General features: G+C 64.3%; 24 protein-coding genes and 1 pseudogene. 12 read left to right on the top strand and 13 right to left on the bottom strand.

All coding sequences use genetic code 11. From position 1 onward, the window contains the following. Nucleotides 1-16: 16 nt before the first annotated feature. The 3 genes from HG549_RS21810 to HG549_RS21800 are packed head-to-tail and all read left to right on the top strand — an operon-like array spanning nucleotide 17 to nucleotide 2,332. Nucleotides 17-583, top strand: coding sequence for a YfiR family protein (locus tag HG549_RS21810; protein ID WP_170032678.1), 567 nt, complete (start codon nucleotides 17-19; stop codon nucleotides 581-583). Then, nucleotides 580-1,836: a diguanylate cyclase domain-containing protein gene (locus HG549_RS21805; RefSeq protein WP_170032677.1), complete on the top strand. Its 1,257-nt coding sequence runs from the start codon at nucleotides 580-582 to the stop codon at nucleotides 1,834-1,836. Before HG549_RS21810 ends, HG549_RS21805 begins: the two co-directional genes overlap by 4 nt. A 4-nt stretch (nucleotides 1,837-1,840) precedes the next feature. After that, nucleotides 1,841-2,332, top strand: a complete 492-nt coding sequence (locus HG549_RS21800; protein ID WP_170032675.1) for an OmpA family protein — start codon at nucleotides 1,841-1,843, stop codon at nucleotides 2,330-2,332. Nucleotides 2,333-2,452: 120 nt separating this feature from the next. Here HG549_RS21800 and HG549_RS21795 read toward each other — a convergent pair whose 3' ends face one another. Next, complete coding sequence (locus HG549_RS21795) at nucleotides 2,453-3,403, bottom strand: LysR family transcriptional regulator (protein WP_170032673.1); 951 nt, start codon at nucleotides 3,401-3,403, stop codon at nucleotides 2,453-2,455. A gap of 132 nt (nucleotides 3,404-3,535) precedes the next feature. Here HG549_RS21795 and HG549_RS21790 point away from each other — a divergent pair, with 132 nt between their 5' ends. Together HG549_RS21790 and mmsB are read left to right on the top strand one after the other, a co-directional pair. Further along, entirely contained in the window at nucleotides 3,536-5,062 is a 1,527-nt protein-coding gene (locus tag HG549_RS21790; RefSeq protein ID WP_170032671.1) for a CoA-acylating methylmalonate-semialdehyde dehydrogenase, read from the top strand. Nucleotides 5,063-5,090: 28 nt separating this feature from the next. Continuing rightward, nucleotides 5,091-5,978 carry a 3-hydroxyisobutyrate dehydrogenase gene (mmsB, locus tag HG549_RS21785; RefSeq protein WP_170032669.1) on the top strand — a complete coding sequence of 296 codons (888 nt, stop codon included), beginning with the start codon at nucleotides 5,091-5,093 and terminating at the stop codon, nucleotides 5,976-5,978. A 144-nt stretch (nucleotides 5,979-6,122) separates the two neighbouring features. Here the strand turns inward: mmsB and HG549_RS21780 are convergent, their stop codons facing one another. Continuing rightward, entirely contained in the window at nucleotides 6,123-6,467 is a 345-nt protein-coding gene (locus HG549_RS21780; protein WP_003258412.1) for a cupin domain-containing protein, read from the bottom strand. A 96-nt stretch (nucleotides 6,468-6,563) separates the two neighbouring features. Then, on the bottom strand, nucleotides 6,564-7,505 hold the full coding sequence (gene dmeF / locus HG549_RS21775) for a CDF family Co(II)/Ni(II) efflux transporter DmeF (RefSeq protein ID WP_170032667.1): 942 nt from the start codon (nucleotides 7,503-7,505) through the stop codon (nucleotides 6,564-6,566). A gap of 70 nt (nucleotides 7,506-7,575) precedes the next feature. On the opposite strand from dmeF, the gene HG549_RS21770 reads away from it, so the two are divergent. Next, entirely contained in the window at nucleotides 7,576-7,851 is a 276-nt protein-coding gene (locus tag HG549_RS21770) for a metal/formaldehyde-sensitive transcriptional repressor (RefSeq protein WP_170032665.1), read from the top strand. Nucleotides 7,852-8,034: 183 nt separating this feature from the next. Here HG549_RS21770 and HG549_RS21765 read toward each other — a convergent pair whose 3' ends face one another. From HG549_RS21765 to HG549_RS21735, 7 genes and pseudogenes are all read right to left on the bottom strand, one after another. Beyond that, nucleotides 8,035-8,967, bottom strand: coding sequence for a phosphatidate cytidylyltransferase (locus HG549_RS21765; protein WP_170032663.1), 933 nt, complete (start codon nucleotides 8,965-8,967; stop codon nucleotides 8,035-8,037). Nucleotide 8,968: 1 nt separating this feature from the next. Beyond that, nucleotides 8,969-9,592 carry a lysophospholipid acyltransferase family protein gene (locus HG549_RS21760; RefSeq protein ID WP_170032661.1) on the bottom strand — a complete coding sequence of 208 codons (624 nt, stop codon included), beginning with the start codon at nucleotides 9,590-9,592 and terminating at the stop codon, nucleotides 8,969-8,971. Nucleotides 9,593-9,602: 10 nt separating this feature from the next. Beyond that, nucleotides 9,603-10,034, bottom strand: a complete 432-nt coding sequence (locus HG549_RS21755; RefSeq protein ID WP_170032659.1) for a hypothetical protein — start codon at nucleotides 10,032-10,034, stop codon at nucleotides 9,603-9,605. After that, the gene (locus HG549_RS21750; protein WP_170032657.1) at nucleotides 10,031-11,479 is read right to left on the bottom strand and encodes a phosphatase PAP2/dual specificity phosphatase family protein; all 1,449 of its coding nucleotides are present in this window, start codon (nucleotides 11,477-11,479) and stop codon (nucleotides 10,031-10,033) included. Before HG549_RS21750 ends, HG549_RS21755 begins: the two co-directional genes overlap by 4 nt. Further along, nucleotides 11,480-13,234, bottom strand: coding sequence for a bifunctional alpha/beta hydrolase/class I SAM-dependent methyltransferase (locus tag HG549_RS21745; protein WP_170032655.1), 1,755 nt, complete (start codon nucleotides 13,232-13,234; stop codon nucleotides 11,480-11,482). Nucleotides 13,235-13,264: 30 nt separating this feature from the next. Then, nucleotides 13,265-13,870 carry a CDP-alcohol phosphatidyltransferase family protein gene (locus HG549_RS21740; RefSeq protein WP_170034289.1) on the bottom strand — a complete coding sequence of 202 codons (606 nt, stop codon included), beginning with the start codon at nucleotides 13,868-13,870 and terminating at the stop codon, nucleotides 13,265-13,267. Between the two features lie 340 nt (nucleotides 13,871-14,210). Next, nucleotides 14,211-15,095: pseudogene (locus tag HG549_RS21735) on the bottom strand (LysR family transcriptional regulator). Nucleotides 15,096-15,172: 77 nt separating this feature from the next. On the opposite strand from HG549_RS21735, the gene HG549_RS21730 reads away from it, so the two are divergent. Beyond that, nucleotides 15,173-15,937, top strand: coding sequence for a sulfite exporter TauE/SafE family protein (locus HG549_RS21730; protein WP_170032653.1), 765 nt, complete (start codon nucleotides 15,173-15,175; stop codon nucleotides 15,935-15,937). Here HG549_RS21730 and HG549_RS21725 read toward each other — a convergent pair. Next, on the bottom strand, nucleotides 15,927-16,241 hold the full coding sequence (locus HG549_RS21725; protein WP_170032652.1) for a putative quinol monooxygenase: 315 nt from the start codon (nucleotides 16,239-16,241) through the stop codon (nucleotides 15,927-15,929). The two genes, HG549_RS21730 and HG549_RS21725, sit on opposite strands and share 11 nt — an antisense overlap. Nucleotides 16,242-16,395: 154 nt before the next feature. Here HG549_RS21725 and HG549_RS21720 point away from each other — a divergent pair, with 154 nt between their 5' ends. From HG549_RS21720 to ggt, 3 genes are all read left to right on the top strand, one after another. Next, entirely contained in the window at nucleotides 16,396-16,986 is a 591-nt protein-coding gene (locus HG549_RS21720; protein WP_170032650.1) for an NAD(P)H-dependent oxidoreductase, read from the top strand. 182 nt (nucleotides 16,987-17,168) lie between these two features. Then, a complete protein-coding gene (locus HG549_RS21715) occupies nucleotides 17,169-18,065 on the top strand; it encodes a LysR family transcriptional regulator (RefSeq protein ID WP_170032648.1) in 897 nt (298 codons plus the stop codon). Nucleotides 18,066-18,182: 117 nt separating this feature from the next. Beyond that, on the top strand, nucleotides 18,183-19,850 hold the full coding sequence (ggt, locus tag HG549_RS21710) for a gamma-glutamyltransferase (protein WP_170032646.1): 1,668 nt from the start codon (nucleotides 18,183-18,185) through the stop codon (nucleotides 19,848-19,850). A gap of 118 nt (nucleotides 19,851-19,968) precedes the next feature. On the opposite strand, the gene HG549_RS21705 is transcribed toward ggt, so the two are convergent. Next, on the bottom strand, nucleotides 19,969-21,888 hold the full coding sequence (locus tag HG549_RS21705) for a methyl-accepting chemotaxis protein (protein WP_170032644.1): 1,920 nt from the start codon (nucleotides 21,886-21,888) through the stop codon (nucleotides 19,969-19,971). Nucleotides 21,889-22,149: 261 nt separating this feature from the next. Next, a complete protein-coding gene (locus HG549_RS21700; protein WP_170032642.1) occupies nucleotides 22,150-23,040 on the bottom strand; it encodes a neutral zinc metallopeptidase in 891 nt (296 codons plus the stop codon). Nucleotides 23,041-23,241: 201 nt separating this feature from the next. Between HG549_RS21700 and pcaH the strand changes: the two genes are divergently transcribed. Together pcaH and pcaG are read left to right on the top strand one after the other, a co-directional pair. Next, a complete protein-coding gene (gene pcaH / locus HG549_RS21695; RefSeq protein ID WP_170032640.1) occupies nucleotides 23,242-23,961 on the top strand; it encodes a protocatechuate 3,4-dioxygenase subunit beta in 720 nt (239 codons plus the stop codon). 10 nt (nucleotides 23,962-23,971) lie between these two features. Then, a complete protein-coding gene (pcaG, locus tag HG549_RS21690; protein WP_170032638.1) occupies nucleotides 23,972-24,577 on the top strand; it encodes a protocatechuate 3,4-dioxygenase subunit alpha in 606 nt (201 codons plus the stop codon). Nucleotides 24,578-24,739: the final 162 nt, after the last annotated feature.

Here is a 24,739-nt window from a genome sequence, read left to right as displayed (position 1 = left end):
TTGAGAGATTTCCCGCATGAAGCTGGCCGCAAGGCGAGTGACAAGCTGTGTGCTTTCGCTATTGCTGGCCGCCCTGTTCCTTGCAGCAGGTCCTGCCCGGGCGGACGCCGCCACAACCGTCGCCCAGGCGCAGCAACGCGCCAAAGCCGTCACCCAGGTAGTGCTCGGCATCTTCAGCTATGCCCGCTGGCCCGTGGAGCCGTCACCCTTGCGGCTATGCCTGGTCGGCCCGACCGAGTACGCCGATGACCTGATCAAAGGCCACGTCCAGGAGTCCGGCCAGCCGCTGCAGGTGCGGCGCCTGCTGGCGACGGACAGCCAGGTTGCCCAGGCCTGCGATGCCATCTATATCGGCAAGCTCGACCAGGGCCAGCGTGACCGGCTGTTCGAGCGCGTCAGTGGCCACCCGGTACTGAGCATCAGCGAAGCGGACGACCCGTGCACGGTCGGCAGCCTGTTCTGCCTGCGGGTCAGCGACCGACAAGTCGCCTTCGAGGTCAACCTCGACTCGGTGGCACGCTCCGGTGTGCGCATTCACCCCAGCGTGCTGCAGTTGTCGCAGCGCCGGGCGGTGCAGCCATGAAGCCGGCGCACAAGCGCGGCGCCCGCCCGACCCTGCGCTCGGTGCTCGGCCGTGGCCACCTGAGCGTCGCCTTGCTCGCCGTCGGCCTGGCTGGTGTTTCGCTGACCCTGCTGGGCGTGCTCGCCCTGCGTGTTTACGCCAACCATAACCTGCACCTGATCGCCCGTTCGATCAGCTACACCGTGGAAGCGGCCGTGGTGTTCGATGACAGCGCTGCGGCCAACGAAGCGCTGGCGCTGATCGCCAGCGCCGAGGAAGTGGCCGAAGCCAGGGTATTCGACAACGAAGGCCAGCAACTGGCGCATTGGCAGCGCAGTGACAGTGGCCTGCTTGCGCGGTTGGAAGGGCAGGTTGCCAGCGCCTTGCTGGATGAACCGGTCAACCTGCCGATCACCCACCAGCAGCGGCAGGTCGGGCGCATCGAGCTGGTCGGCCAGGGGCGTAGCCTGTTGTTGTTCCTGCTCAGTGGGTTGGCCGGCATCCTGTTCTGTACGCTGCTCAGCGCCTTGGTTGCGCAACACCTGTCGCGGCGTTTGCTCGGTGATATCGTCCGCCCGCTGCGCGGCCTGGCCAGTGTCGCCCATGCCGCCCGCCGGGAGCGCAGCTTCGATCGGCGTGTACCGGAGGCAGCGATTGCCGAGCTCAATGAACTGGGCAATGACTTCAACGCCCTGCTCGACGAACTGGAGGTGTGGCACAGCCACCTGCAGAACGAAAACCAGACGCTGGCCCACCAGGCCAGCCATGACAGCTTGACCGGCCTGCCCAACCGCGCCTTTTTCGAGGGGCGCCTGACCCGCAGCCTGCGCAATGCCGAGCGGCAGCAGGAGCACCTGGCGCTGCTGTTTCTCGACAGTGATCACTTCAAGCAGATCAACGATACCCTCGGCCATGCCGTGGGCGATGAAGTGCTGATCAGCGTGGCTGACCGTGTGCGCGCCCAGCTGCGTGAGCACGACCTGGTGGCACGCCTGGGCGGCGACGAGTTCGCCGTGCTGCTGACGCCTTTGCATTCGCGCCAGGATGCCGAGCGCCTTGCCGAGAAGATCGTTGCCAGCATGAAACTGCCGGTGCAACTGGACAGTGGCCGCAGTATCGCCACCTCGTTGAGTGTCGGTATCGCCTACTACCCGGATGACGGCAGCGATCCCGCCAGCCTTTTGAATGCCGCTGACGCGGCGATGTACCAGGCCAAGCGCAATCGCCGCGGGCACTGGCAAGTAGCACAGATGGAAATCAACAACAGGAGTTGAACCCGTGAAGCAGGTTTTGCGTTTCCCCCTATGGGCCTTGTTGCTGGCGCTGCTGGCCTTGGCTGGCTGCCAGAGCGCGCCGCCCAAAGGCCTGAGCGCCGAACAGATCGCCGTGCTCAAGCGCGAAGGCTTTACCCCGACCGATGAAGGGTGGGCCTATGATTTGTCGGGCAAGGTGCTGTTCGGCAGCGACCTGGACAGCCTCAACAGCCAGAGCCAGGCGATTGTCGAACGTATCGGCAAGGCATTGCTCGGCGTTGGCATCCAGGGCGTGCGGGTGGACGGGCATGCCGACGCGTCGGGCAAGGCGGCATACAACCAGCAGTTGTCCGAGCGGCGTGCGCAAAGCGTGGCCCAAGCGTTGGTCGCGGTAGGCATGCCGGCGCAGAATATCCACAGCCGTGGCCTGGGCAGCAGCCAGCCGGTGGCGGACAACCGCACCAGCGCCGGGCGTACCGAGAACCGGCGGGTGTCTATCGTCGTGGCTTCCTACTGATTCCCGCCCTGCGGTCACAGACCGACTTGCGAGAGCGGGCTACAGGGTGCCTGGCACCGGCTCCGCCGATGTTCGCGGGCAAGCCCGCTCCCACACTATCGATGATGCGCCCAAGCATGCTCACTCCTGAGCAAAGCGCATCTCGCGCGTCTCGCCCATCAACAACGGCGCATTCGCCTCGGTCACCCCGCGGATGTAATCCCACAGCAGGGTAATCCGCTTCAACTTGCGCAAATCTTCCCGGCAGTACATCCAGAATTGCCGTGTCACCTCGATTTCTTCCGGCAGTACCGTCACCAGTCGTGGATCCTGCGCGGCCAGGAAGCAGGGCAATATCGCCAGCCCTCGCCCTTGCAGCGCCGCCGTGTACTGGGCAATCACGCTGGTACTGCGTAAATGCGCGCTGGCGCTGGGGATCAGGTTGGCCAGGTACAGCAGCTCCGAACTGAACGCCAGGTCGTCCACGTAGCTGATGAACGGGTGCCTGGCCAGGTCCGCGATCTGGCGGATGGGGGCGTGGTTATCGAGGTATTCACGGGTGGCGTACAACCGCAAGCGGTAGTCGCACAGCTTGCAGCACACGTACGGCCCATGCTCCGGTCGCTCCAGGGCGATGACGATGTCCGCCTCGCGCTTGGACAGGCTGATGAAGTGCGGCAGCGGCAGTATGTCCACCGAGATTGCCGGGTAGGCATCGACGAAGTGGCTCAGCTGCGGGGTGACGAAGAAACTGCCGAAACCTTCGGTGCAGCCCATGCGCACATGCCCGGACAACGCCACGCCCGACCCGGATACCTGTTCGCAGGCCATGTGCAGCGTGCTCTCGATCGACTCGGCATAGCCCAGCAGGCGCTGGCCTTCGGCGGTAAGGACAAAGCCGTTGGTCCGCGACTTCTCGAACAGCAGGGTGCCGAGTGCCCCCTCCAGCGAGCTGATGCGCCGCGACACCGTGGTGTAGTCGACGCTCAGGCGCTTGGCGGCGCTACTGGCCTTGCGGGTACGGGCCACTTCGAGGAAGAACTTCAGGTCGTCCCAGTTGAGCGCGCTCAGGGATGTGAGGTCTTTTTGCATGATGATCCGGTTTTTTTGTGCGTTCTTGTTGGATGTTTGCACATCTATACTCGAAACAAGCCTCAGGACGCCACCTCGCGTTTGCTCGGCGCTGGCGATCTCGTCCCGACAATAATTCCAAGGAGAACGCAGATGAACGCACCGCAATCCCCTAACCAGACCAAAATCGACCAGGTCAAGCTGCTGATCGACGGCCAGTGGGTCGAGTCCAAGACCTCTGAATGGCGCGATATCGTCAACCCGGCCACCCAGGAAGTGCTGGCGCGCGTACCGTTCGCCACCGCCGAGGAAGTGGACGCCGCCGTGGCCGCTGCCCAGCGTGCCTTCAAGACCTGGCGCGATACCCCGATTGGCGCACGCATGCGCATCATGCTCAAGCTGCAGGCGCTGATCCGCGAACACACCAAGCGTATCGCCCAGGTGCTCAGTGCCGAACAAGGCAAGACCCTGGCCGATGCCGAAGGCGATATCTTCCGCGGCCTGGAAGTGGTCGAGCATGCCGCCTCGATCGGTACCCTGCAGATGGGCGAATTTGCCGAAAACGTCGCCGGTGGCGTCGATACCTATACCTTGCGCCAGCCCATCGGTGTATGCGCCGGTATCACCCCGTTCAACTTCCCGGCCATGATCCCGCTGTGGATGTTCCCGATGGCCATCGTCTGCGGCAACACCTTTGTGCTCAAGCCGTCCGAGCAGGACCCGCTGTCGACCATGCTGCTGGTCGAGCTGGCGCTGGAAGCCGGCGTACCGGCTGGCGTGCTCAACGTGGTGCACGGTGGCAAGCAAGTGGTGGATGCCATCTGCACCCACCCGGACATCAAGGCGATTTCCTTCGTCGGCTCCACCGAAGTGGGCACCCACGTGTACAACCTGGGCAGCCAGCACGGCAAGCGCGTGCAGTCGATGATGGGCGCCAAGAACCACGCGGTGGTGCTGCCCGATGCCAACCGCACCCAAACCATCAACGCCCTGGTCGGTGCCGCCTTCGGCGCGGCAGGCCAGCGCTGCATGGCCACCTCGGTGGCGGTCCTGGTAGGCAAGGCGCGCGAATGGCTGCCGGACATCAAGGAAGCGGCCAGCAAGCTCAAGGTCAATGCCGGTTGCGAGCCAGGCACCGATGTCGGCCCGGTGGTTTCCAAACGTGCCAAGGAGCGTGTGCTGGGCCTGATCGAAAGCGGCATCAAGGAAGGTGCCAAGCTGGAACTCGACGGCCGGGGCGTCAAGGTGCCGGGTTATGAGCAAGGCAACTTCGTCGGCCCGACCCTGTTCTCTGGGGTGAAGACCGACATGCAGATCTACACCCAGGAAATCTTCGGCCCGGTACTGGTGACCCTGGAGGTCGACACCCTCGACGAGGCCATCGCCCTGGTCAACGCCAACCCGTTCGGCAACGGCACCGGCCTGTTCACCCAGAGCGGCGCAGCCGCGCGCAAGTTCCAGAGCGAAATCGACATTGGCCAGGTAGGTATCAACATTCCAATCCCGGTACCGGTGCCGTTCTTCAGCTTCACCGGCTCCCGTGGCTCCAAGCTCGGCGACCTCGGCCCGTACGGCAAGCAAGTGGTGCAGTTCTACACTCAGACCAAGACCGTCACCGCCCGCTGGTTCGATGACGACAGCGTCAACGACGGTGTGAACACCACCATCAGCCTGCGCTAAGCCATCAGCCTGCGTTAAGGAGAGAGTCATGCGTATCGCATTCATCGGCCTCGGCAACATGGGCGCACCGATGGCCCGCAACCTGATCAAGGCTGGCCACCAACTGAACCTGTTCGACCTGAACAAGGCCGTGCTGGCCGAGCTCGCCGAACTGGGCGGGCAGGTCAGCCCTTCGCCCAAGGACGCGGCGGCCAATAGCGAGCTGGTGATCACCATGCTACCGGCCGCTGCCCATGTACGCAGCGTGTACCTGAACGAAGACGGCGTGCTGGCCGGTATTCGTCCTGGCACGCCAACCGTGGACTGCAGCACCATCGACCCGCAAACCGCGCGCGATGTCTCCAAGGCGGCTGTAGCCAAGGGCGTGGACATGGGCGATGCGCCGGTATCCGGCGGCACCGGTGGCGCGGCGGCAGGTACCCTGACCTTCATGGTCGGTGCCAGTGCCGAGCTGTTCGCCACCCTCAAGCCAGTACTGGAGCAGATGGGCCGCAACATCGTGCATTGCGGTGAAGTCGGCACCGGGCAGATCGCCAAGATCTGCAACAACCTGCTGCTGGGCATCTCGATGGTCGGTGTGTCCGAAGCCATGGCGCTGGGCAATGCGCTGGGCATCGACACCAAGGTACTGGCCGGCATCATCAACAGTTCGACCGGGCGTTGCTGGAGCTCGGACACTTACAACCCATGGCCCGGCATCATCGAAACCGCGCCGGCATCGCGGGGCTATACCGGTGGATTTGGCGCCGAGCTGATGCTCAAGGACCTGGGGCTGGCCACCGAAGCGGCGCGCCAGGCGCACCAGCCAGTGATCCTCGGGGCCGTGGCCCAGCAGCTGTATCAGGCCATGAGCCTGCGCGGTGAAGGGGGCAAGGATTTCTCGGCCATCGTCGAGAGTTACCGCAAGAAAGATTGACCAGCGAGGTGGACTTCATCGCGGGCCAGGTGGCCTTCCCTCTGTAACTGCGCACCAGAGGGAAGGGCGCCTGATCCGCGATTTTTTTTGCCTGTCCCGGCCCAATCGCCGGCTTGCGGCGGTTGGGCCGGGACAGTTTACGAATCAGGCGAAGACGAAATACTTGCGCACGGTTTCGACCACTTCCCAGGTGCCTTTCATCCCCGGTTCGATCACGAACACGTCACCTGCCTTGAGGTGCTTCGGCTCTTCGCCTTCCGGGGTGATGATGCAGTAGCCGTCGAGGAAGTGGCAGAACTCCCATTTCTCGTAATTGACCTCGAACTTGCCCGGGGTGCAGATCCAGGTGCCCATGATCTTGCTGCCGTCGGCCGACAGGTAGGCGTTGAGGTTGACGGTGTGCGGATCGCCGCCGATGCGCTTCCACTTGGTGGCGTCCACGACCGGTGTCGGGCAGGTTTCGCGCAGGACGGTGATGAAATCGGACATGGCACAACTCCTGGTGACTGGCTGAATGACTCGTCACCATAGGGCCATCGGCCGAGCCGCAGTTGCCTGGGCTCGACGTCCAGCTGTCTGGTCGCGCTATGCCAGGCGGTTGACCTCGACGGTGACATGCGCCAGTTCCTCGTGCACGCCCAAGGCTTGGCGCACGCTGTCGGCGCTGAGTTCGCAAGCTGCGGCGAGGCCGAGGATGCAGGCGTACTGTTCCTTGCCGACCCGCCACACGTGCAGGTCGGTAATGCTGGCCGGCACCGGCAGCTGTGCCACCACTTCGCGTATTTCCGCCACCACCGGTGCGTCCATCTCCGCGTCCAGCAGTACCCGGCTGGTGTCGCGCAGCAACCCCCGGGCCCACAGCGCCACCAGCAACGCACCCACCAGGCCCATGACCGGGTCGAGCCAGCCGGCGCCCCAGAACTTGCCGGCCAGCAGGGCGACGATGGCCAGCACCGAGGTGGCGGCATCGGCGATCACATGCAGGTAGGCCGAGCGCAGGTTCAGGTCGTGGTGATGATGACCGTGGTCGTGCTGATGATCATGGCCATGGTGATGATCATGATGATGATGGTGATCGTCCCGCAGCAGCCAGGCGCAGATCAGGTTGACCGCCAGGCCCACGGCGGCGATGAAGATCGCCTGGTCATAGTGGATCGGCCCCGGTGCCAGCAGGCGCTCGACCGACTGGAAGGCCATCAGCCCCGCCACCCCGAGCAGCAGCAGGGCACTGGAGTAGCCGCCGAGAATCTCGATTTTCCAGGTACCGAAGGCAAAGCGCCGATCGCCGGCATAGCGCCGGGCAGCGGCGTAGGCCAGCAGTGACAAGCCCAGGGCCAGCGCATGGGAACTCATGTGCCAACCGTCGGCCAGCAGCGCCATGGAGTTGAAGAACCAGCCGCCGGCAATTTCCGCCACCATCATCACGGCGGTCAGCCACACCGCCAGGCGGGTCTTGCGCTCGGCACCGAGGTTGCTGGTATGGAACTGGTGGCTGTGCTGCCAACGGTCTGATGTTTGTGTCGCCATGGTTTATCATGCTTCCGGAATGTCGAGAAATATACTATACCCCAGTATACCTAGCATGGTGTGAAACCCTGTGGCACATACCCTGAAGAGCAAGAAGCAACTGCTGACCCGGGTGCGCAAGATCAAAGGCCAGGCCGCCGCCCTGGAGACGGCGCTGGAGCAGGACAAGGACTGCCTGGCGATCCTGCAGCAGATCGCCGCCGTGCGCGGTGCGGTGAACGGGCTGATGGCCGAAGTGATGGAAGGGCATATCCGCGAACACCTGGTGGCGGACGGGCTGAGCACCGAGGCGCGGCAGGACGAGGCCGACAAGGTGGCGGCGTTGTTGCGTTCGTACCTGAAGTGACTACGCCGGCGTGGCACGACCCTTTGTAGGAGATCTATGGTTTTTCAACAAGCCGGGTTGACGCCGTGCTTGTAGGAGCGGCTTCAGCCGCGATCACCGGCAAGGCCGGTGCCATCCACCGCGTTGCCTGCATCGCGGATAAATCCGCTCCTACAAGATTGCATATACCCCTGGGGGGTATGGTCATGCCCACCAATAGCGCACAAAGTGGAAGAACACCGGCGCGGCAAAGCACACCGAGTCCATGCGGTCGAGCATGCCACCGTGGCCTTCGATCATGTGCCCCCAGTCTTTCACCCCGCGGTCGCGCTTGATCGCCGACATCACCAGCCCGCCGAAGAAGCCCATGGCGTTCACGGCCAGCGCCATCAGCGCGGCCTGCCAGAAAGTGAACGGTGTGATCCAGCACAGCAGGGCACCGGTCAGGGTAGCCAGCGCCACGCCACCGGCCAGGCCCTCGACAGTTTTCGACGGCGACAGGTTGGGCGCCACCTTGTGCTTGCCGAACAGCTTGCCGCACACGTACTGCAGCACGTCGCTGATCTGTACCACCAGGATCAGCCAGGCGATCAGCAGCAGGTTGCGGCCTTCGTAGCCGGGGATGTCGAGGGTCATCAGTGCCGGCACCGACGACACGCAGTAGACCGCGATCATCAGCCCCCACTGCACCTTCGAGGCACGCTCGAGAAAGCGTGTGGTGTCGCCACCGAAGCTGGCCAGGATCGGCAACAACAGGAACAGGTACACCGGGATGAAGATACTGAACAGCCCGTACCAGTCCATGGCGATCAGCACGTACTGCACCGGCAGCGCCACGTAGAATGCCGCCACCAGCGCCGGGTAGTCGCTGCGCCGGGTCGGGGTGAGGGTCATGAACTCACGCAGGGCATAGAACGACACGCCATAGAACAGCACGATCACCCCGTACTTGCCGAACAGGAAGGCGATGCCGATCACCAGCACCATGACCCACCAGGCATTGATGCGGGCGTTGAGGTTGTCGATCACCGCGTGTGGTGCCGGGCCGGCGCGCCATTTCAGCAGGCGGCCGATCACACTGGCGAGCAGCAGCAGGGCGCCGATGCCGGCGAACAGCGAAAGGGTGTTGTGGTCCATGTCAGGCATCCTTGGGGGCCAGGTTCAGCAGGGCCTTGCTGGCCCGTTCGAGGAACGCCTGTTTGCTTTCATCAGCCTCCAGGTGCAGCGGTTCGCCAAAGCTCAGCGTGCACAGCAACGGCAGAGGCAAGGCGCGGCCCTTGGGCATCACCCGGTTGAGGTTGGCGATCCATACCGGTACCAGCTCGACGTCGGGATTCGCCGCAGCCAGATGGTACAGCCCACTCCTGAACGGCATCAGCGGCTCATCGCCAAGGTTGCGCGTGCCCTCCGGGAAGAAGATCAGCGAGTCGCCCTGGGCCACGGCTTCGAGAATCGGCTGCAGTGGGCTGCCCTGGCCTTCACTGCGTTGCCGGTTGATCAGCACGCCATTGAACACCTTGCGAATGAGGAAGTCGCGGATACCTGGCCTGGCCCAGTAGTCGGCGCCGGCCACCGGGCGGGTGTGCTTGCGTAGCGGTGCTGGCAATGAGGCCCACAGCAACACGAAATCGCCATGGCTGCTGTGGTTGGCGAAATACAGGCGCTGCACCGGCAGCGGTGTGCAGCCCAACCACAGGGCGCGGGCGCCAGTGATCAGGCGGGCGGCAGAGGTAATGAGGTAGGCGGTCAGGCTGGCGAGCATGGGGTTGTCGTTATCCCTTCAAAGGCAGTGTCAGCAGGGTAGCCAAGGCCAGTGCCAACTGCAGGCCCAGGCATACGGCCTGGCGGCGCAGCAGGGCCAGTGCAGCCTGGCTGCGGGCAGGCCAGGCGCGCGAGTCGGCGGCGTGCGGTTTGAGTTTCAGTTCGAACAAGGCGCGGTCCAGGGCCTGGGTGTCTGCCGGCAGGTCGGAGCTCTTGGCCAGGTGGGCAAACAGGTCGGCATCTACCGCCACGCGGATGGCCCAGTACTTGTGAAGTACGCCCAGTACCAACAGCACGCTGCACAGCAGGCTGGCCAGTGGTGGCAACGGCGCATTCAGCAATGGCGCCAAGCCGTAGGCGAGCGCCAGCAAGGTGAGGCCGTCGGACAGCCGCTCCAGCTGTTTGCCACGGCCCAGCAGGCTGGCCACCAGCAGCAGGTTCATGGTTGTGCTCCCAGTTGTTGCAGGGCCTGGTGGTGTGCGCGGCGCAAGACTATCCCTGGGCGAGCTTTGCCGATCAGCGCTGCGGCCTGCCGAGCGTCGCTGCAGCGGCCGCTGACCACCAGCCAGGCGGCTACGGCGCTGGCGCTGCGCGAGTAACCCAGGGCACAACAGACCAGCACCGGGCCTTGGGCGCGCAGGCGTTCGATGGCGACGGCGGCCTGGTGCAGCAATGGGCTTTGCGGGGCGATCAGGTCCAGGGTAGGAAAACAGACGTAGTCAACGGCGGACGCGACCTTTGTAGGAGCGGCCTTGTGTCGCGAAAGGGCCGCGAAGCGGCCCCAGGTTTTCAGCTTCGCAGCAGATATTGCCGGGGCCGCTTCGCAGCCCTTTCGCGACACAAGGCCGCTCCTGCAAGAGGCCGCGCTGTCCTGGACATGACACGGTAGCTCCGCGCATAAATCGACCACCGCAGCGAACTGCGCGCCACGCCCGGGAATCCGCCCCAGATAAACCCCATCACACACTTCATCCGCCTGCGGATGCCGCCAGGTCCACAGCCGCGAATTGGCCCAGGCCCCCAGCAGATAAGGCGCCAGCAGCCAGCGGGCAGCATTCGACAAGCGCCCATCGGCACCTTTCTGAAACCCGTCAGCGCCGAACAGGCCGTAATTCAACGCCACCAGCGCCAACGATACGGCCGGCCAGGCCAGCCACAGCCAGGCGCCCCCCAAACCCATGGCAAACACGGCGCACAACAGCGCACCCGCGGCATAGCTCAAGGCCAACCGCCAGCGCTTGGCATCCTGCGCAAGGTGGGCCTGCTGCCAGGGCAGCCGGCCCTGGTGTGGCCACAGCCAGACACACAAGAACCCCGCCAACGCGCCGGTCGGTACGTCGATGAAATGGTGCTGCCAGGTGGTCAGCACCGACACCCCGATCAGCGCCATCCAGCCATGCATCAGCCAACGCCAGGGCTGGCGCTGCACATGCCGGGCAAACATCGTCCAGATGATCACCAGCAAAGCGATATGCAGCGATGGCGCCTGGTTGAACGGCTTGTCGAACCCCATCAGTACATCGAACATCCAGCCGTACACGCCACCCAGTTCCGGCCGCGCGAAGGTGAAGCGCAGCGGCCAGAGCAGGAAGCAGCTGACGCTGATCACCTGTGCTGTCAGCAGGGCCAGGGCATGCCGGTCCATTTCCTGGCGCGTGCGCGGCAGCAGGAAGGACAGCCCGTAGAGCAGGTCGATCGACCAGTACGGGATGATCGTCCACGGCCACAACGGCATGCGGCTTTCCCAGCCGAACACCAGGCTGCCGACATCATTGCGCCCAACCGTGTGGCTGTTGGCCAGCCCATAGCTGAGGAAAAACAGCGGCCCCAGCAGCAATAGCCAGAATACGCCCCGGCGGACCAGCCCGGGCTCGCGCGATGGGTTCATTCAGCGCACCCGTTGGGCCAGGCTGACACTGAAAATACCCCATTCATCGATGCGCTGGGCCAGCTTGCGGAAGCCCGCTGCCTCGACCAACTGGTCCATCTCGGCCTGGCTGCGCCGGCGCATCACCCAGGCCTCGCCGCCGCGGTGGCTGGTGAGGGCGCGGGCGATCATCTCCAGTTGCGGGTGCCACGGTTGGCCGGTGTAGACCAGGTAGCCGCCATCCTCCACCGCGTCGGCCAGGCCGGCCAGCGAGTTGCCCACCAGCTGGTTGCTGGCGAACAGTTCGTACAGGCCGGAGACCACGGCCAAGGTCGGCGGCTGTTCCAGCGCAGCCAGGCTCTGGCGGTCGAAGGCATCGCCCTGGACGAAGCGGGCGATGTCAGCCAGGCCTTTTTCCGCGATCAGCGCGCTGCCTTGCTGCACGTTCAGCTCGCTGTAATCGCGTAGCAGGATCGAGTCCGGGAGTTGCTCCAGCTCCTGCAGGGCTTCGAGGATGTAGCGGCCATGGCCGGCAGCGATATCGACGATGTGCACCGGCCGTTGCTGTTCGCGCAGGCGGGCGATGGCCAGGCGCAGCAACTCTTCGACGTGCAGCTTGCGTTGGCGGATGCCACGCCAGCCGATGGCATCGAGATAGTTGCGATCGACCAGGCGGCCCAGCTTGCCCTTGCCGGTCGGCTGGTTGCGGTACACGTAGTCAAGGGTACTGCCCGAGTCGAAACCGGTGTCGAACCCTAGCTTCACGCCTTCCGAAAGCCCCTTGCCCAGGCGCAGCCCGGCGCGGGTGGCGCGCCAGTAGAGGTCGCGGGGCGAGTTGTGCGGTAACGGCGCGGCCAGGCTTTCGGCCTCGGCGCAACTGGCGCCGACCTTGTCGGCATCGAGCAGCGACGGCAGCGGCGCAGGGCTGGCGAAGCAGTGCTCGACGAACCGCTCGATGCGCCGCAGGGCATGGGCCCGGTCACGCTCGCCCAGGGTGTCGTGGAAGAACCCCGGCAGGATGTGCATTTCCTTGCGCGCACTGCCCAGGCGCTCGAAGAAGCGTTGCTGCGGCTGGCGCTCGACCACGAAGTCGGCACCGGATACCAGCAGCTGGGTCGGCACCTGGATGGCCTGGGCATCCGCCACCACGCGGTCGGCGGCTTCGTACAGGCCTAGCAACATGGTCACCGAAATCGGCCGGCTGATCAGCGGGTCGGCCACGTACGACATGACCCGTTCGGGGTCGTGGGTGAGCAGGCGTGGCTTGACGTAGCTGTTGACGAAGAAGTTGCCGCGCAAGGCCTTCAGCAGTTTCAGGCCGGGGCGGGCGAAGGGTACATACAGCTTGACCTTGAACGCCGGCGACGCCAGCACCAGGCAGCGCACCTTGGGGGCATAGTCGTGGGCCCAGGTGGCGACCAGCACGGCACCGACACTCTGCGCCAGCACCACCAGGTCCTGCTCGGCGATACCGTGGCGGGCCTGGATATGCTCGATGAAGGTCTGCACATCGCGCACGCTGGTGGCGAACCCCGGGCTGTCGCCGCGTGCTCCCGGGGACTCGCCGTGGCCACGGGCATCCCAGGCGAAGAAGTCATAGCCCGGCATGTCCAGCTCATCGGCCAGGTGGGCCATGCGCCCGCCATGCTCATGGCCGCGGTGGAACATCACCACAGCCCGGCGGGGCTGGTGTTCGTTACGGGTGGCGGGCCAGTGACGGTAATGCAGCTCGACGCCGTCATGGGTACTGAAGTGCAGTGCTTGCGCTTGGCGCATGGTCAACATCCTTTTACGACGGCAGGAGGCTCAACGGGTTTCGGCCAGCCCCTGGCGGACCCGGTTGTAGAGGGTATAGAGCGAGAGTGCGAGGATCACCAGCAACAAGCCGTTGATCCAGGCCCCGGCCAACAGGCCGAAGGCCACGCCGGTGCCCAGTACGCCGAAGGCAAAGGCCCGGTCGCTCTTGCCCATGGGCCCGTCGTAGCGCCGCGAGGCACCGGCCAGCGGGCCCATGACCCCGGCGTACTCACTGAAGGTGGCGCTGAGCACCACGAGCACGACCAAGGCTGGCGATACCCCTGGCAGCAGGGCGAAGGGCAGGTACAGGGCGGCGTCGGCGATCACGTCGCAGAGTTCGTTGAGGTAGGCGCCGAGGGTGGATTGCTGGCCGAACTCCCGGGCAAGCATGCCGTCGATGGCGTTCAGGGCCATGCGCAGCAGCATCCATACCGGTAGGAGGATGAACAGCCAGGCGGAATGATGCCGGGTAACCAGCAGCAGGCCCAGCAGCACTGATACCAGGGCAGCTGCGAGCGTGACCTGGTTGGCGGTGACCCCCCGCTCGTGAAGGCGCTGCACCATGGGGCGGAGCAGGGCCTGGAAGCGCGGTTTGAGCTGGTAGATCGAGGCCACCGTGAAGTCCTTTTCGTTGGGCATTGGGGCGCTATTTTGTGTGAGTCTGCGTTGCGGGTAAAGCCGGAAGCCTGGTAGTCCGGTATTGCTCTGATGAAAATGTGGGAAGCCACTGATTCAGGGCTTTCGGCATCTATAGCTTTTCCCCGGGTGGCAGGTTTTCAGCCCTCGCCATCGGGCCAGGCGCTCCAGGATGAGCGTCGGTCCTGGGGGAGGGGGCAGGCAGGCTCTGCCGGCTTGGTGGCGCCGCTCTGCGCGATTCTGGCCGCGTGAGCGGGTGGGCTGGCAGGAGCGAAATCAGTACAATGGCTGGCGGATCTGGGGAAGTTTTGTATAAGGCTCAATACCCTGCAATGGCAGCGAGCAAGCCCGCCGCATACCCCGGCAATGCCGCAAAATCCCGCGCGCACACCAGCAACCTCCGGTTGGCCCATGGCTCCGCCAGCGCCACCCAGTGCAAGGGCAACATACCCTGCCAGCGCCGCACCGCTGCCAGCGGCACCACCCCCACCCCGGCACCGCCGGCGACCATGCGAATCACCCCGTCGAACCCCTCGGCCCGCACGCGTACCTGCATCCGCCGCCCCTCGCGCAAGGCTTGCTCTTCAAGGTACAAGGCCAACGCACTGCCGGCCCCAAGGCCGACATAGCCGTGCGCCAGGCTATCGCTGAAGCTGGGCGCGAGCGCACTGGCCAGCGGGTGGCCCGGCGGCATCACCAGCACCAGCGGGTCGTCGCGAAAGGGGCGGGTCTGCAGGTGCTCGCAAGGGGCTGCGGTCGAAACGATGCCGAGGTCGGCCATGCCCTAGGTAATTGCCTGTACGATGCGCAGGCTCGGCAGTTCCTGCACATCGACGCTGATTCCGGGGTTTTCAGCCAGGTAGCTGGCCAGCAGTTCCGGCAGGTATTCGGTGAGCGCCGCCGTGTTGCACAGCAGGCGCACCTGGCCTTGCTGCCCTTGCGCATACTGGCCGAGGTCGAACTGCAGGCGTTCGACCTGCTGCGCTATCAGCCGGGCATGCCGCAGCAGGGCCTGGCCGGCCGGCGTCGGCTGCACGCCACGGCGGTTGCGTTCCAGCAGGGGGATGCCCAACGATGCCTCCATGGCGCGGATGCGCGCACTGGCTGCTGGCAGCGACAGGTGGCTGCGGCTGGCGCCAGCGGTGATGTTGCCGCACTCCAGGGTGTGCTGGAACAGCCTGAGGTCGATCAGGTCGAAATGCATCTGGCTATGTCCTGGCAAGAGTCTGCCTGAGTATATGACAGATTTTCAGCCAGGCCGGCGCACGCCATGATCGGCCCATGAATACCTTGCTCGCTTTCTACCAGGACATTGGCCTGGCCTTGTCATTGCTGGTGACTCTGACCTTTCTCCTGGCCGGAACGGTAAAAGGGGTGATTGGCCTCGGCTTGCCGACCATTGCCATGGGCCTGTTGGGCCTGGCTATGCCTCCGGCGCAGGCTGCTGCGTTGCTGATCGTGCCTTCGACCCTCACCAACCTTTGGCAACTGGCCAATGGCGGGCATCTGCGCGCGTTGCTGGTACGTCTGGGGCCGATGCTGGCAATGCTCTTCATCGGTACCTTGCTGGGCAGCGCCTGGTTGGGGATCAACAGCGGCCCGTGGGCCAAACATGCACTGGGCGCGGCCCTGCTGGCCTATGCGCTGTACGGGTTGGTCGGGGCGGGCCTGTGCCTGGCGCCAAGCCGCGAGCGTTGGCTGGGGCCGGCCTGCGGCCTGGTAACCGGCGTGGTAACCGCAGCGACAGGGGTATTCGTGATACCGGCCGTACCCTACCTGCAGAGCCTGGCCTTGAACCGTGAGCAGATGGTCCAGGCCCTGGGCCTGTCGTTCACGGTGTCCACCCTGGCCCTGGCCGTCGGCCTGGCCGGGCAGGATGCCCTGGGTGGCCAGGCCCTGGGGGCCTCGTTGCTGATGCTGGCGCCGGCCTTGCTCGGCATGCTGGCCGGGCAATGGCTGCGCCAGCGCATCAGCGCGCTGCTGTTCAAGCGCTGCTTCTTCTTCGGCCTGGCCGCACTTGGCGGCCATTTGCTCATCAGCGGCTAGCGGACGAGGCGCTGAGCATGTCGATCATCTGGATGTCGAAATCGCGCTCCAGGTAGTCCATGCGCTTGTCGAAGAACGCGGTCATGTGCGGCAGCGCCGAGTGCACATCCAGCGCGGCCTTGTCGGCCCAGACCTCGAAGAACACGAACAGGCTCGGGTCCTGCTTGTCGCGCAGCATGTGGTACTCGATGCAGCCCGGTTCCTGGCGGCTTGGCTCGACGTAGGCGCGGAACAGGGTTTCGAATGCCTCGGCCATTTCCGGACGGGTCTTGGCTTTGAGGATGAAGGCGTACTGCTCAGTCATGGGTCGCTACTCGTTGACGGGAGATGAAGCGATTCTACGGCAATAATGTGCCAGCCATTCGTGACTTGTGGTCAATTGTATTTTGCCCCTGCGCCACTGTATCCCCTGCCCGCGAGCCCCTAACCTGCCGACCTGAATTTTTCGCGAGGCTCACATGAAAAAGATCCTTTTGCTCAACGGCGGCAAACAGTTCGCTCACTCCGATGGCCGTCTCAACACCACCCTGCACGAAGCGGCCGTGGCTCACCTGGACCGCGCCGGTTTCGATGTGCGCCAGACCTTCATCGATGGCGGTTATGACGTTCAGGAAGAGGTGCAGAAATTCCTCTGGGCCGATGTGGTGATCTACCAGATGCCAGGCTGGTGGATGGGCGCGCCATGGACCGTGAAGAAATACATCGACGAGGTGTTTACCGCAGGCCATGGCAGCCTGTATGCCAACGATGGCCGTACCCGTTCCGACCACTCGCAGAAGTACGGCAGTGGTGGCCTGGTACACGGCAAGCAGTACATGCTGTCGTTGACTTGGAATGCACCGCAGCAGGCATTCGACGACCCCAGCGATTTCTTCGAGGGCAAGGGTGTGGATGCGGTGTACTTCCCGTTCCACAAGGCCAACCAGTTCCTCGGCATGACTGGCTTGCCGACCTTCCTGGCGGTGGATGTGATGAAGCGCCCGGATGTGCCGGCGGCGCTGGCGGCCTATACGGCACACCTGGACAAGGTGTTTGGCAAGGCGCAATAAGTGTTCGACCTGCCTGCCTCTTCGCGGGCTTGCCCGCTCCCACAGGTACTCCACAAGCTTTCAGGCCTGTCTGATCCCTGTGGGAGCGGGCGAGCCCGCGAAAGGGCCGGTATAGGCAGCGCTGGACTTGGCCGCGACAAGCGGCTATCTAGTCCCTGCAGAGAGCAACCACAGGCCCCGATGTGAAAACCCGATCCGAAGAGCTCCAGGTATTCGTCACCGTCATCGACTGCGGCTCGATTTCCGCTGCTGCCGAGCAGATGGGCCAGACCCCGTCTGCCGTCAGCCGCACCCTGTCACGCCTGGAAGGCAAACTGGGCACCACCTTGGTCAACCGCACCACCCGGCGCATGGACCTGACTGAAGAGGGCCGCTTTTTCCTCGAACGCTCGCGCCTGATCCTGGAGCAGATGGACGAGATGGAAGAGCGCCTGTCGATGAACCGCCAGACCCCTACCGGGCGTCTGCGCATCAACGCCGCTGCGCCGTTCATGCTGCATGCCATCCTGCCGTGGATCGGCGAGTTCCGCCGCCAGTACCCCGGCATCGAACTGGAACTCAACACCGATGACCTGATCATCGACCTGCTCGAGCAGAGTACCGACGTGGCCATCCGCATCGGCGAACTGGCCGACTCCAGCCTGCACGCGCGCAGCCTGGGCTGCAGCCCGGTGCAGGTGCTGGCCAGCCCGGCGTACCTCGAACAGCATGGTACGCCGCAGCGGGTCGAGGACCTGGCCAACCACTGCCTGCTCGGCTTCAGCCAGCCCGAGTCGCTCAACCATTGGCCACTGCGCCATGCCCAGGGGGATCGCTGGAGCATCCGCCCGGCGCTGATCGCCTCCAGCGGCGAGACCTTGCGCCAGCTGGCGCTGGCGGGCGAGGGCATCGTCAGCCTGTCGCACTTCATGACCCACGAAGACATCCGCAGCGGGCGCCTGCAAGTGTTGCTCAGCGAAGCCAACAACGGCTATCGCCAGCCGATCCATGCGGTGTACTACCGCAATACCCAGCTGGCGCTGCGTATCCAGTGCTTCCTTGATTTCATCCAGCGCAAGCTGGCGATGTACGCCTGCTGAGTTGCCTGGACGCGACATATTCTGTCTACAGGCGGCGAAACTTCCTACGATTGTTTGCGCAGTGGAAACGCTTCGGCCTTACTGACTGCTCAACAAAAACAACACCAAGGAAGTGTCATGCGTATGGTTCCGTTCCAGTACCTGGTTGTTGCAGCCGCGATCCTGAGCTGTTCCTCGGTTCATGCCGCCACCCTGGAGGGCGGCGCAGTGGCCGCGCCCGATCAATATGGTGCACAGGTGGCCGCCGATATCCTCAAGAAGGGCGGCAACGCGGTGGATGCGGCAGTGGCCACGGCGTTCACCCTGGCGGTGACTTACCCCGAGGCGGGCAACATCGGCGGCGGCGGGTTCATGACCCTGTTCGTCGACGGCAAACCCTATTTCCTCGACTACCGTGAAGTCGCGCCCAAGGCCGCTACGCGCAACATGTACCTGGACGACAAGGGCGAGGTCATCGAGAACCTCAGCCTGGTCGGGGCCCGCGCAGCTGGCGTACCCGGCACGGTAATGGGCTTGTGGGAGGCGCACCAGAAATTCGGCAAGCTGCCCTGGAGCGAGCTGCTGACTCCGGCCATCGGTTATGCGAAAAACGGTTTCAAGGTGGCAGAAAAGCAGTACCAGTACCGCAACGATGCCCAGGGCATGTTCAAGACCGCGACCAATTTCAACGACTACTTCGGCAACATGAAAGTCGGCCAGCTGTTCAAGCAGCCAGAGATGGCGCAGACCCTGGAGCGCATCGCCGACAAGGGCGTGAGCGAGTTCTACCAGGGCAAGACCGCCGACCTGCTGGTGGCGCAGATGCAGGCCGACAAGGGCCTGATCACCAAGCAGGACCTGCAGGACTACAAGGCGGTATGGCGTGAACCGATGGCTGTCAGCTGGCGTGGCAATGTGGTCTACACCGCGCCTCCGCCAAGCTCCGGCGGCGTCGCCCTGGCCCAGCTGCTGGGCATCAAGGAAGACCGCGCCGCGGACTTCAAGGGCGTGGCACACAACTCGGCGCAGTACATCCACCTGCTGGCCGAGATCGAAAAGCGGGTGTTCGCCGACCGCGCCGACTACCTCGGCGACCCAGCCTTCACCCAGGTGCCAGTGGCGCAGCTGGTGGCCAAGGACTACCTGGCCAAGCGTGCCGCGCAGGTCAACCCGAAGGCCATTTCCGCGACCGACAAGGTCAAGCCGGGCCTGGAGCCGCACCAGACCACGCACTTCTCGATCGTCGACAAGCAGGGCAATGCGGTCAGCAATACCTACACCCTGAACCTTGATTACGGCAGTGGCGTGGTGGTGAAAGGTGCCGGCTTCCTGTTGAACGACGAAATGGATGACTTCAGTGCCAAGCCGGGGGCGGCCAACGCGTTCGGCGTGGTAGGCGGGGATGCCAATGCCATCGCACCGGGCAAGCGCATGCTGTCGTCGATGAGCCCCAGCCTGATGACCCGCGATGGCAAGGTCGAGCTGGTCATTGGTACGCCAGGCGGCTCGCGGATCTTCACCTCGATCTTCCAGGTCATGAACAACCTGTACGACTACGGCATGCCGCTGGACAAGGCGGTGGCGGCGCAGCGTGTGCACCATCAGTTGCTGCCCAAGGACACCATCTACTTTGACAGCTACGCGCCGTTGACCGGGCCGGTGGCTGACGAGCTGAAGAAGATGGGCTATGTGCTGGAAGACCAGGGCTGGGAGATGGGCGACATCCAGGCGATCCGGGTGAACGGTGCGAAGCTGGAGACTGCTTCGGACCCACGTGGGCGTGGGGTCGGGATGATCGTCAAGTAATACCTGTTCCATCGCCGGGAGGGCTTTGCCCTCCATCGCGACACGAGGCCGCTCCTACAGGAGATTGAGGAGCGGCCTTGTGTCGCGACGGGCCGCAAAGCGGCCCCGAATTCCAGGGTCAGACGCGGAACTGGCTGACCAACGTCTGCAATTGCCCGCCCAACCGCGCCAGCTCCACGCTGGACGCTGCCGTCTCGTCACTGGCCGCCGCCGTCTGCTCGGACACATCGCGCACATTGAGGATGCTGCGGCTGATCTCCTCCGCCACCGCACTCTGCTGCTCCGCTGCCGCGGCAATCTGCTGGTTCATCGACTGGATGCTCGACACCGTGCTGGTGATGTTTTCCAGCGAGGCCCCGGCCTTGCGTGCCAGCTCGACGCTGCTGTCGGTCAGGGTACGGCTACCGTGCATGGCCGCGGCCACTTGCTGGGTACCGTGCTGCAGGCTGGCGATCAGTTCCTCGATCTCTTCGGTGGATTTTTGCGTGCGCTGGGCCAGCCCGCGCACTTCGTCGGCAACCACGGCAAAGCCACGCCCGGCCTCGCCGGCACGCGCTGCTTCGATCGCAGCGTTCAGCGCCAGCAGGTTGGTCTGTTCGGCCACCGACTTGATCACGTCCATCACGCTGCCGATCTTCTGGCTTTCCTGCTGCAGCAGGTTCATGGCCTCGGTGGAGCGGTGCATGTCTTCGGCCAGGCGCTCGATCTGGCCAATCGCCTCGCCCACCACGCGGTCGCCGGCACGGGCTTCGTCATCGGCACCCGTGGCGGCATGCGATGCCTGTTCGGCGTTGCGCGCCACTTCCTGAACGGTGGCTGCCATTTCGTGCATGGCGGTAGCCACCTGGTCGGTCTCGACCTTCTGGCTGTTGGCGCCGGCGCTGGTCTGTTCGGTCACCGCCGACAGCTCCTCGGCGGCGCTGGCGATCTGGGTGACACCGTCGCGGATGCCGCTGATCAGCTCACGCAGGGTGCTGCCCATGCGCGCGATGCCCTGCTGCAGTACGCCCAGTTCGTCGCGGCGAGTAACCCGCAGTTGCTGGGTGAGGTCGCCGCTGGCGATTTTTTCCACCGCCGTCAGGGTGTCACGCAATGGGCGGGTGATCTGCCGCGTGATCAGCACTGCCGCCAGCACGCCGACCAGCAGCGCCAGCAGGGTGGCGATAGCCTGCAGGCTACGGGCCTGGCTGCTCTCGATGTCGCGGCGTTCCAGCTGGATCTGGTACAGCGCGTCGCTGCGCTTGACGATGTCGGCACCTTGCACGGTCATTTCGGCGCGTGCAGTGGTGATGTTGGCGACGGCGTCGCGGAACTGGCGCACAGCGTCACGGTAGGCCAGCACCGAGCCTTCGAACTGTTGCAGGCGCGAGTCTTCGCCGGGCAACTGGCGCTTGAGGCTGTCGATGCCGGCCAGGGCAGCATCCAGCTGGCGCAGGGCGGCCTGTTCGTTGGTAGCGCTGTTGTCGGCGATGTAGCCGCGGACGTCGATGCGTACCTGCAGCAGTTGCTGACGCGCCTTGCTGATCAACTGGTACTGGGCCAGGCGCACGCTGTCGGCTTCAGCGCGGGCGGTGACTTCCTGGCTGAGTGCGTCCATGGCCTGGTCGGCCTTGCTGGCCGAGCTTTCCATGGCCGCGCGCGCGGTGCGGGTGGCGTCGTAGCCCTGGCGCATCTTGTTCAGCGAGACCTTGTAGGCGCTGATGGTTTCGCCCAGCTCATTCAGCAGCTTGACGTTCTCGGGGCTCTTGAACGTGCTGGCCAGGTACGCCTGCTGCTTGCTGAAGGCGTCCAGCTTGGCCTGGGTGTTGGCGGCGGCGGCATCATCACCGTTGGCGATCATGTACTGCAGGCGCGCAATGCGCAGGTCGGTCAGGTCCTTGTTCAGCTGGCCGATATCGCCCATCCAGTTGCTGCGGTCGATCAGGCTGCCCAGGCTGGTCCAGCCAGTCAGGGCCAGCAGGCCGGTGAGAATCAGTACCAGGCCGAAGCCCAGGCCCAGTTTGAGGTTGACGCTGATGTTGGCGAACCAGCTGTTCATGCACGCTCTCCAGAAGTTGTTTTCGCTCGATTTGTCTTCGATCGCCAGGCGTTGTTGTTCTGGATGCCTGCTGATTCGTGCAGGGGTTATCGGCCGTGATGGGAGAAGCTGAAACGCTTTTTCAGCAAAAGATGTACAAGCGCTTTTGGGGTAGGAGCGGCTTCAGCCGCGATCACCGGCACAGCCGGTGCCATCCACCGCGTCGCCAGCATCGCGGATAAATCCGCTCCTACAATGTTCGCGCCAGCCTGGTGGGGGGCGTCAGAGATTGCGGGCGCTGAAGGTATCGCAACTGTTCACTTCACCCTCGGCGAACCCAGCCTTGAACCAGCGTACCCGCTGTGCCGAAGTGCCGTGGGTGAACGAGTCCGGCACTACCCGCCCGCGGCCCTGCTGCTGCAAGCGGTCATCGCCAATCGCATTGGCGGCGTTCAGGGCTTCCTCGACGTCACCCGGCTCCAGCCAGTTCAGGCGCTTTTGCGCCTGGTAGGCCCACACCCCGGCCAGGCAGTCGGCCTGCAGCTCCTGGCGCACCAGCAAGCCGTTGTCACCTTCCAGGCGTTGGCCGCTGCGGCGTGCGGCGTCGACCTTGGCCGACACACCCAACAGGGTTTGCACGTGGTGGCCGATTTCATGAGCGATCACGTAGGCCTGGGCAAAGTCGCCGGCGGCCGCGAAGCGGGTTTCCATCTCGCGGAAGAACGACATGTCCAGGTACACCCGCTGGTCGGCGGGGCAGTAGAACGGCCCCACTGCCGCAGAAGCAAAGCCACAGGCCGAATTGACCTGGCCGCTGAACAACACCAGCTTGGGGTCGCGGTATTGCTTGCCAGCCTCGGCGAACAGGGCTTTCCAGGTGTCTTCGGTGTCACCCAGGATCGAGGCGACGAACTCGGCCTGCTGGTCGTCGGCCGGCGGCGCCTTGCCGCCCACGCTGCTGGGCGCTTGCCGTTGCTGCTGCTCCATCTGGCCAGTGAGCTGGCCAAGAATCTGCAATGGGTCCTGCCCGGTGAGCCAGCCGATACCGACAATCAGCAGTACCGCGCCAAGCCCCAGCCCCTTGCCGCCGCCGAACCGCATGCCGCCGCCACCGCCACCTTCGCCTCGGGCATCGACCACATTGTCGCTGCGTCGGCCTTTTCGCCATTCCATGAAATGCTCTCCGGAGCGTGAAACAAGAAGACAAAGATTAGTTCACCACTGCGGCCGGTGTCAGGCCAACGTGTTCACTCATAACCATCTGGTTATGTCTCAGGCGGCTGATTTCAATATTCACCGTGCGCAGCTTGTCCGAAACTGCAAGTCCGCCTGCCACGCCCAGGCGTTCACATAATTCCAAGAGAGGAAACTGGCATGCCCGCCCAGGACACCAGCCGCTTCGTGATCCGTGATCGCAACTGGCACCCGAAAGCCCTTACGCCTGACTACAAGACCTCCATTGCCCGTTCGCCGCGCCAGGCACTGGTCAGCATTCCGCAGTCGATCAGCGAAACCACCGGCCCGGACTTTTCCCACCTGGGCTTCGGTGCCCACGACCATGACCTGCTGCTGAATTTCAACAACGGTGGCCTGCCGATCGGTGAGCGCATCATCGTCGCCGGGCGCGTCGTCGACCAGTACGGCAAGCCTGTGCCGAATACCCTGGTGGAAATGTGGCAGGCCAATGCCGGCGGCCGCTACCGGCACAAGAACGACCGTTACCTGGCACCGCTGGACCCGAACTTCGGGGGTGTCGGTCGCTGCCTGACCGACCGTGACGGCTACTACAGCTTCCGCACCATCAAGCCGGGCCCGTACCCCTGGCGCAACGGGCCGAACGACTGGCGTCCGGCGCACATCCACTTCGCCATCAGCGGCCCTTCGATCGCCACCAAGCTGATCACCCAGTTGTACTTCGAGGGTGATCCGCTGATTCCGATGTGCCCGATCGTCAAGTCGATCGCCAACCCGCAAGCGGTGCAGCAACTGATCGCCAAGCTCGACATGAGCAACGCCAACCCGATGGATTGCCTGGCCTACCGCTTCGACATCGTGCTGCGCGGCCAGTGCAAGACCCACTTCGAAAACTGCTGAGGACCCCGCCATGCCAATCGAACTGCTGCCGGAAACCCCTTCGCAGACTGCCGGCCCCTACGTGCACATCGGCCTGGCCCTGGAAGCGGCCGGCAACCCGACCCGCGACCAGGAGATCTGGAACCGCCTGGCCAAGCCTGATGCGCCCGGCGAGCATATCCTGCTGCTCGGCCATGTGTATGACGGCAATGGCCACCTGGTGCGGGACTCGTTCCTGGAACTGTGGCAAGCCGATGCCAATGGTGAATACCAGGATGCCTACAACCTGGAAAACGCCTTCAACAGCTTTGGCCGCACGGCTACCACCTTCGACGCTGGCGAGTGGACGGCACATACGGTGAAGCCAGGCGTGGTGAAAAACGCTGCCGGTGTGCCAATGGCACCGCACATCAACATCAGCCTGTTTGCCCGGGGGATCAACATCCACCTGCACACGCGCCTGTATTTCGATGATGAAGCGCAGGCCAATGCCAAGTGCCCGGTGCTCAACCTGATCGAGCAGCCGCAGCGGCGCGAGACCCTGGTGGCCAAGCGCTGCGAGGTGGACGGGAAAACGGCGTATCGCTTCGATATCCGCATTCAGGGGGAAGGGGAGACGGTGTTCTTCGACTTCTGAGTGAGGCCTGGGGCCGCTTTGCGGCCCATCGCGACGCAAGGCCGCCCTACAGGGAATTTGAGCTGCGCCGCAGATGCTGGACATCTGCCCACCATCTGCGGCGCAGCTCAAATAGCGTTCCCCGGTAGGAGCGGCCTTGCGTCGCGATGGGCTGCAAAGCAG

The sequence above is a fragment of the Pseudomonas sp. SK genome, from assembly GCF_012975065.1.
Taxonomy (GTDB): Bacteria; Pseudomonadota; Gammaproteobacteria; order Pseudomonadales; family Pseudomonadaceae; genus Aquipseudomonas; species Aquipseudomonas anuradhapurensis.
This window is presented reverse-complemented; position numbering and strand designations above follow the sequence as displayed.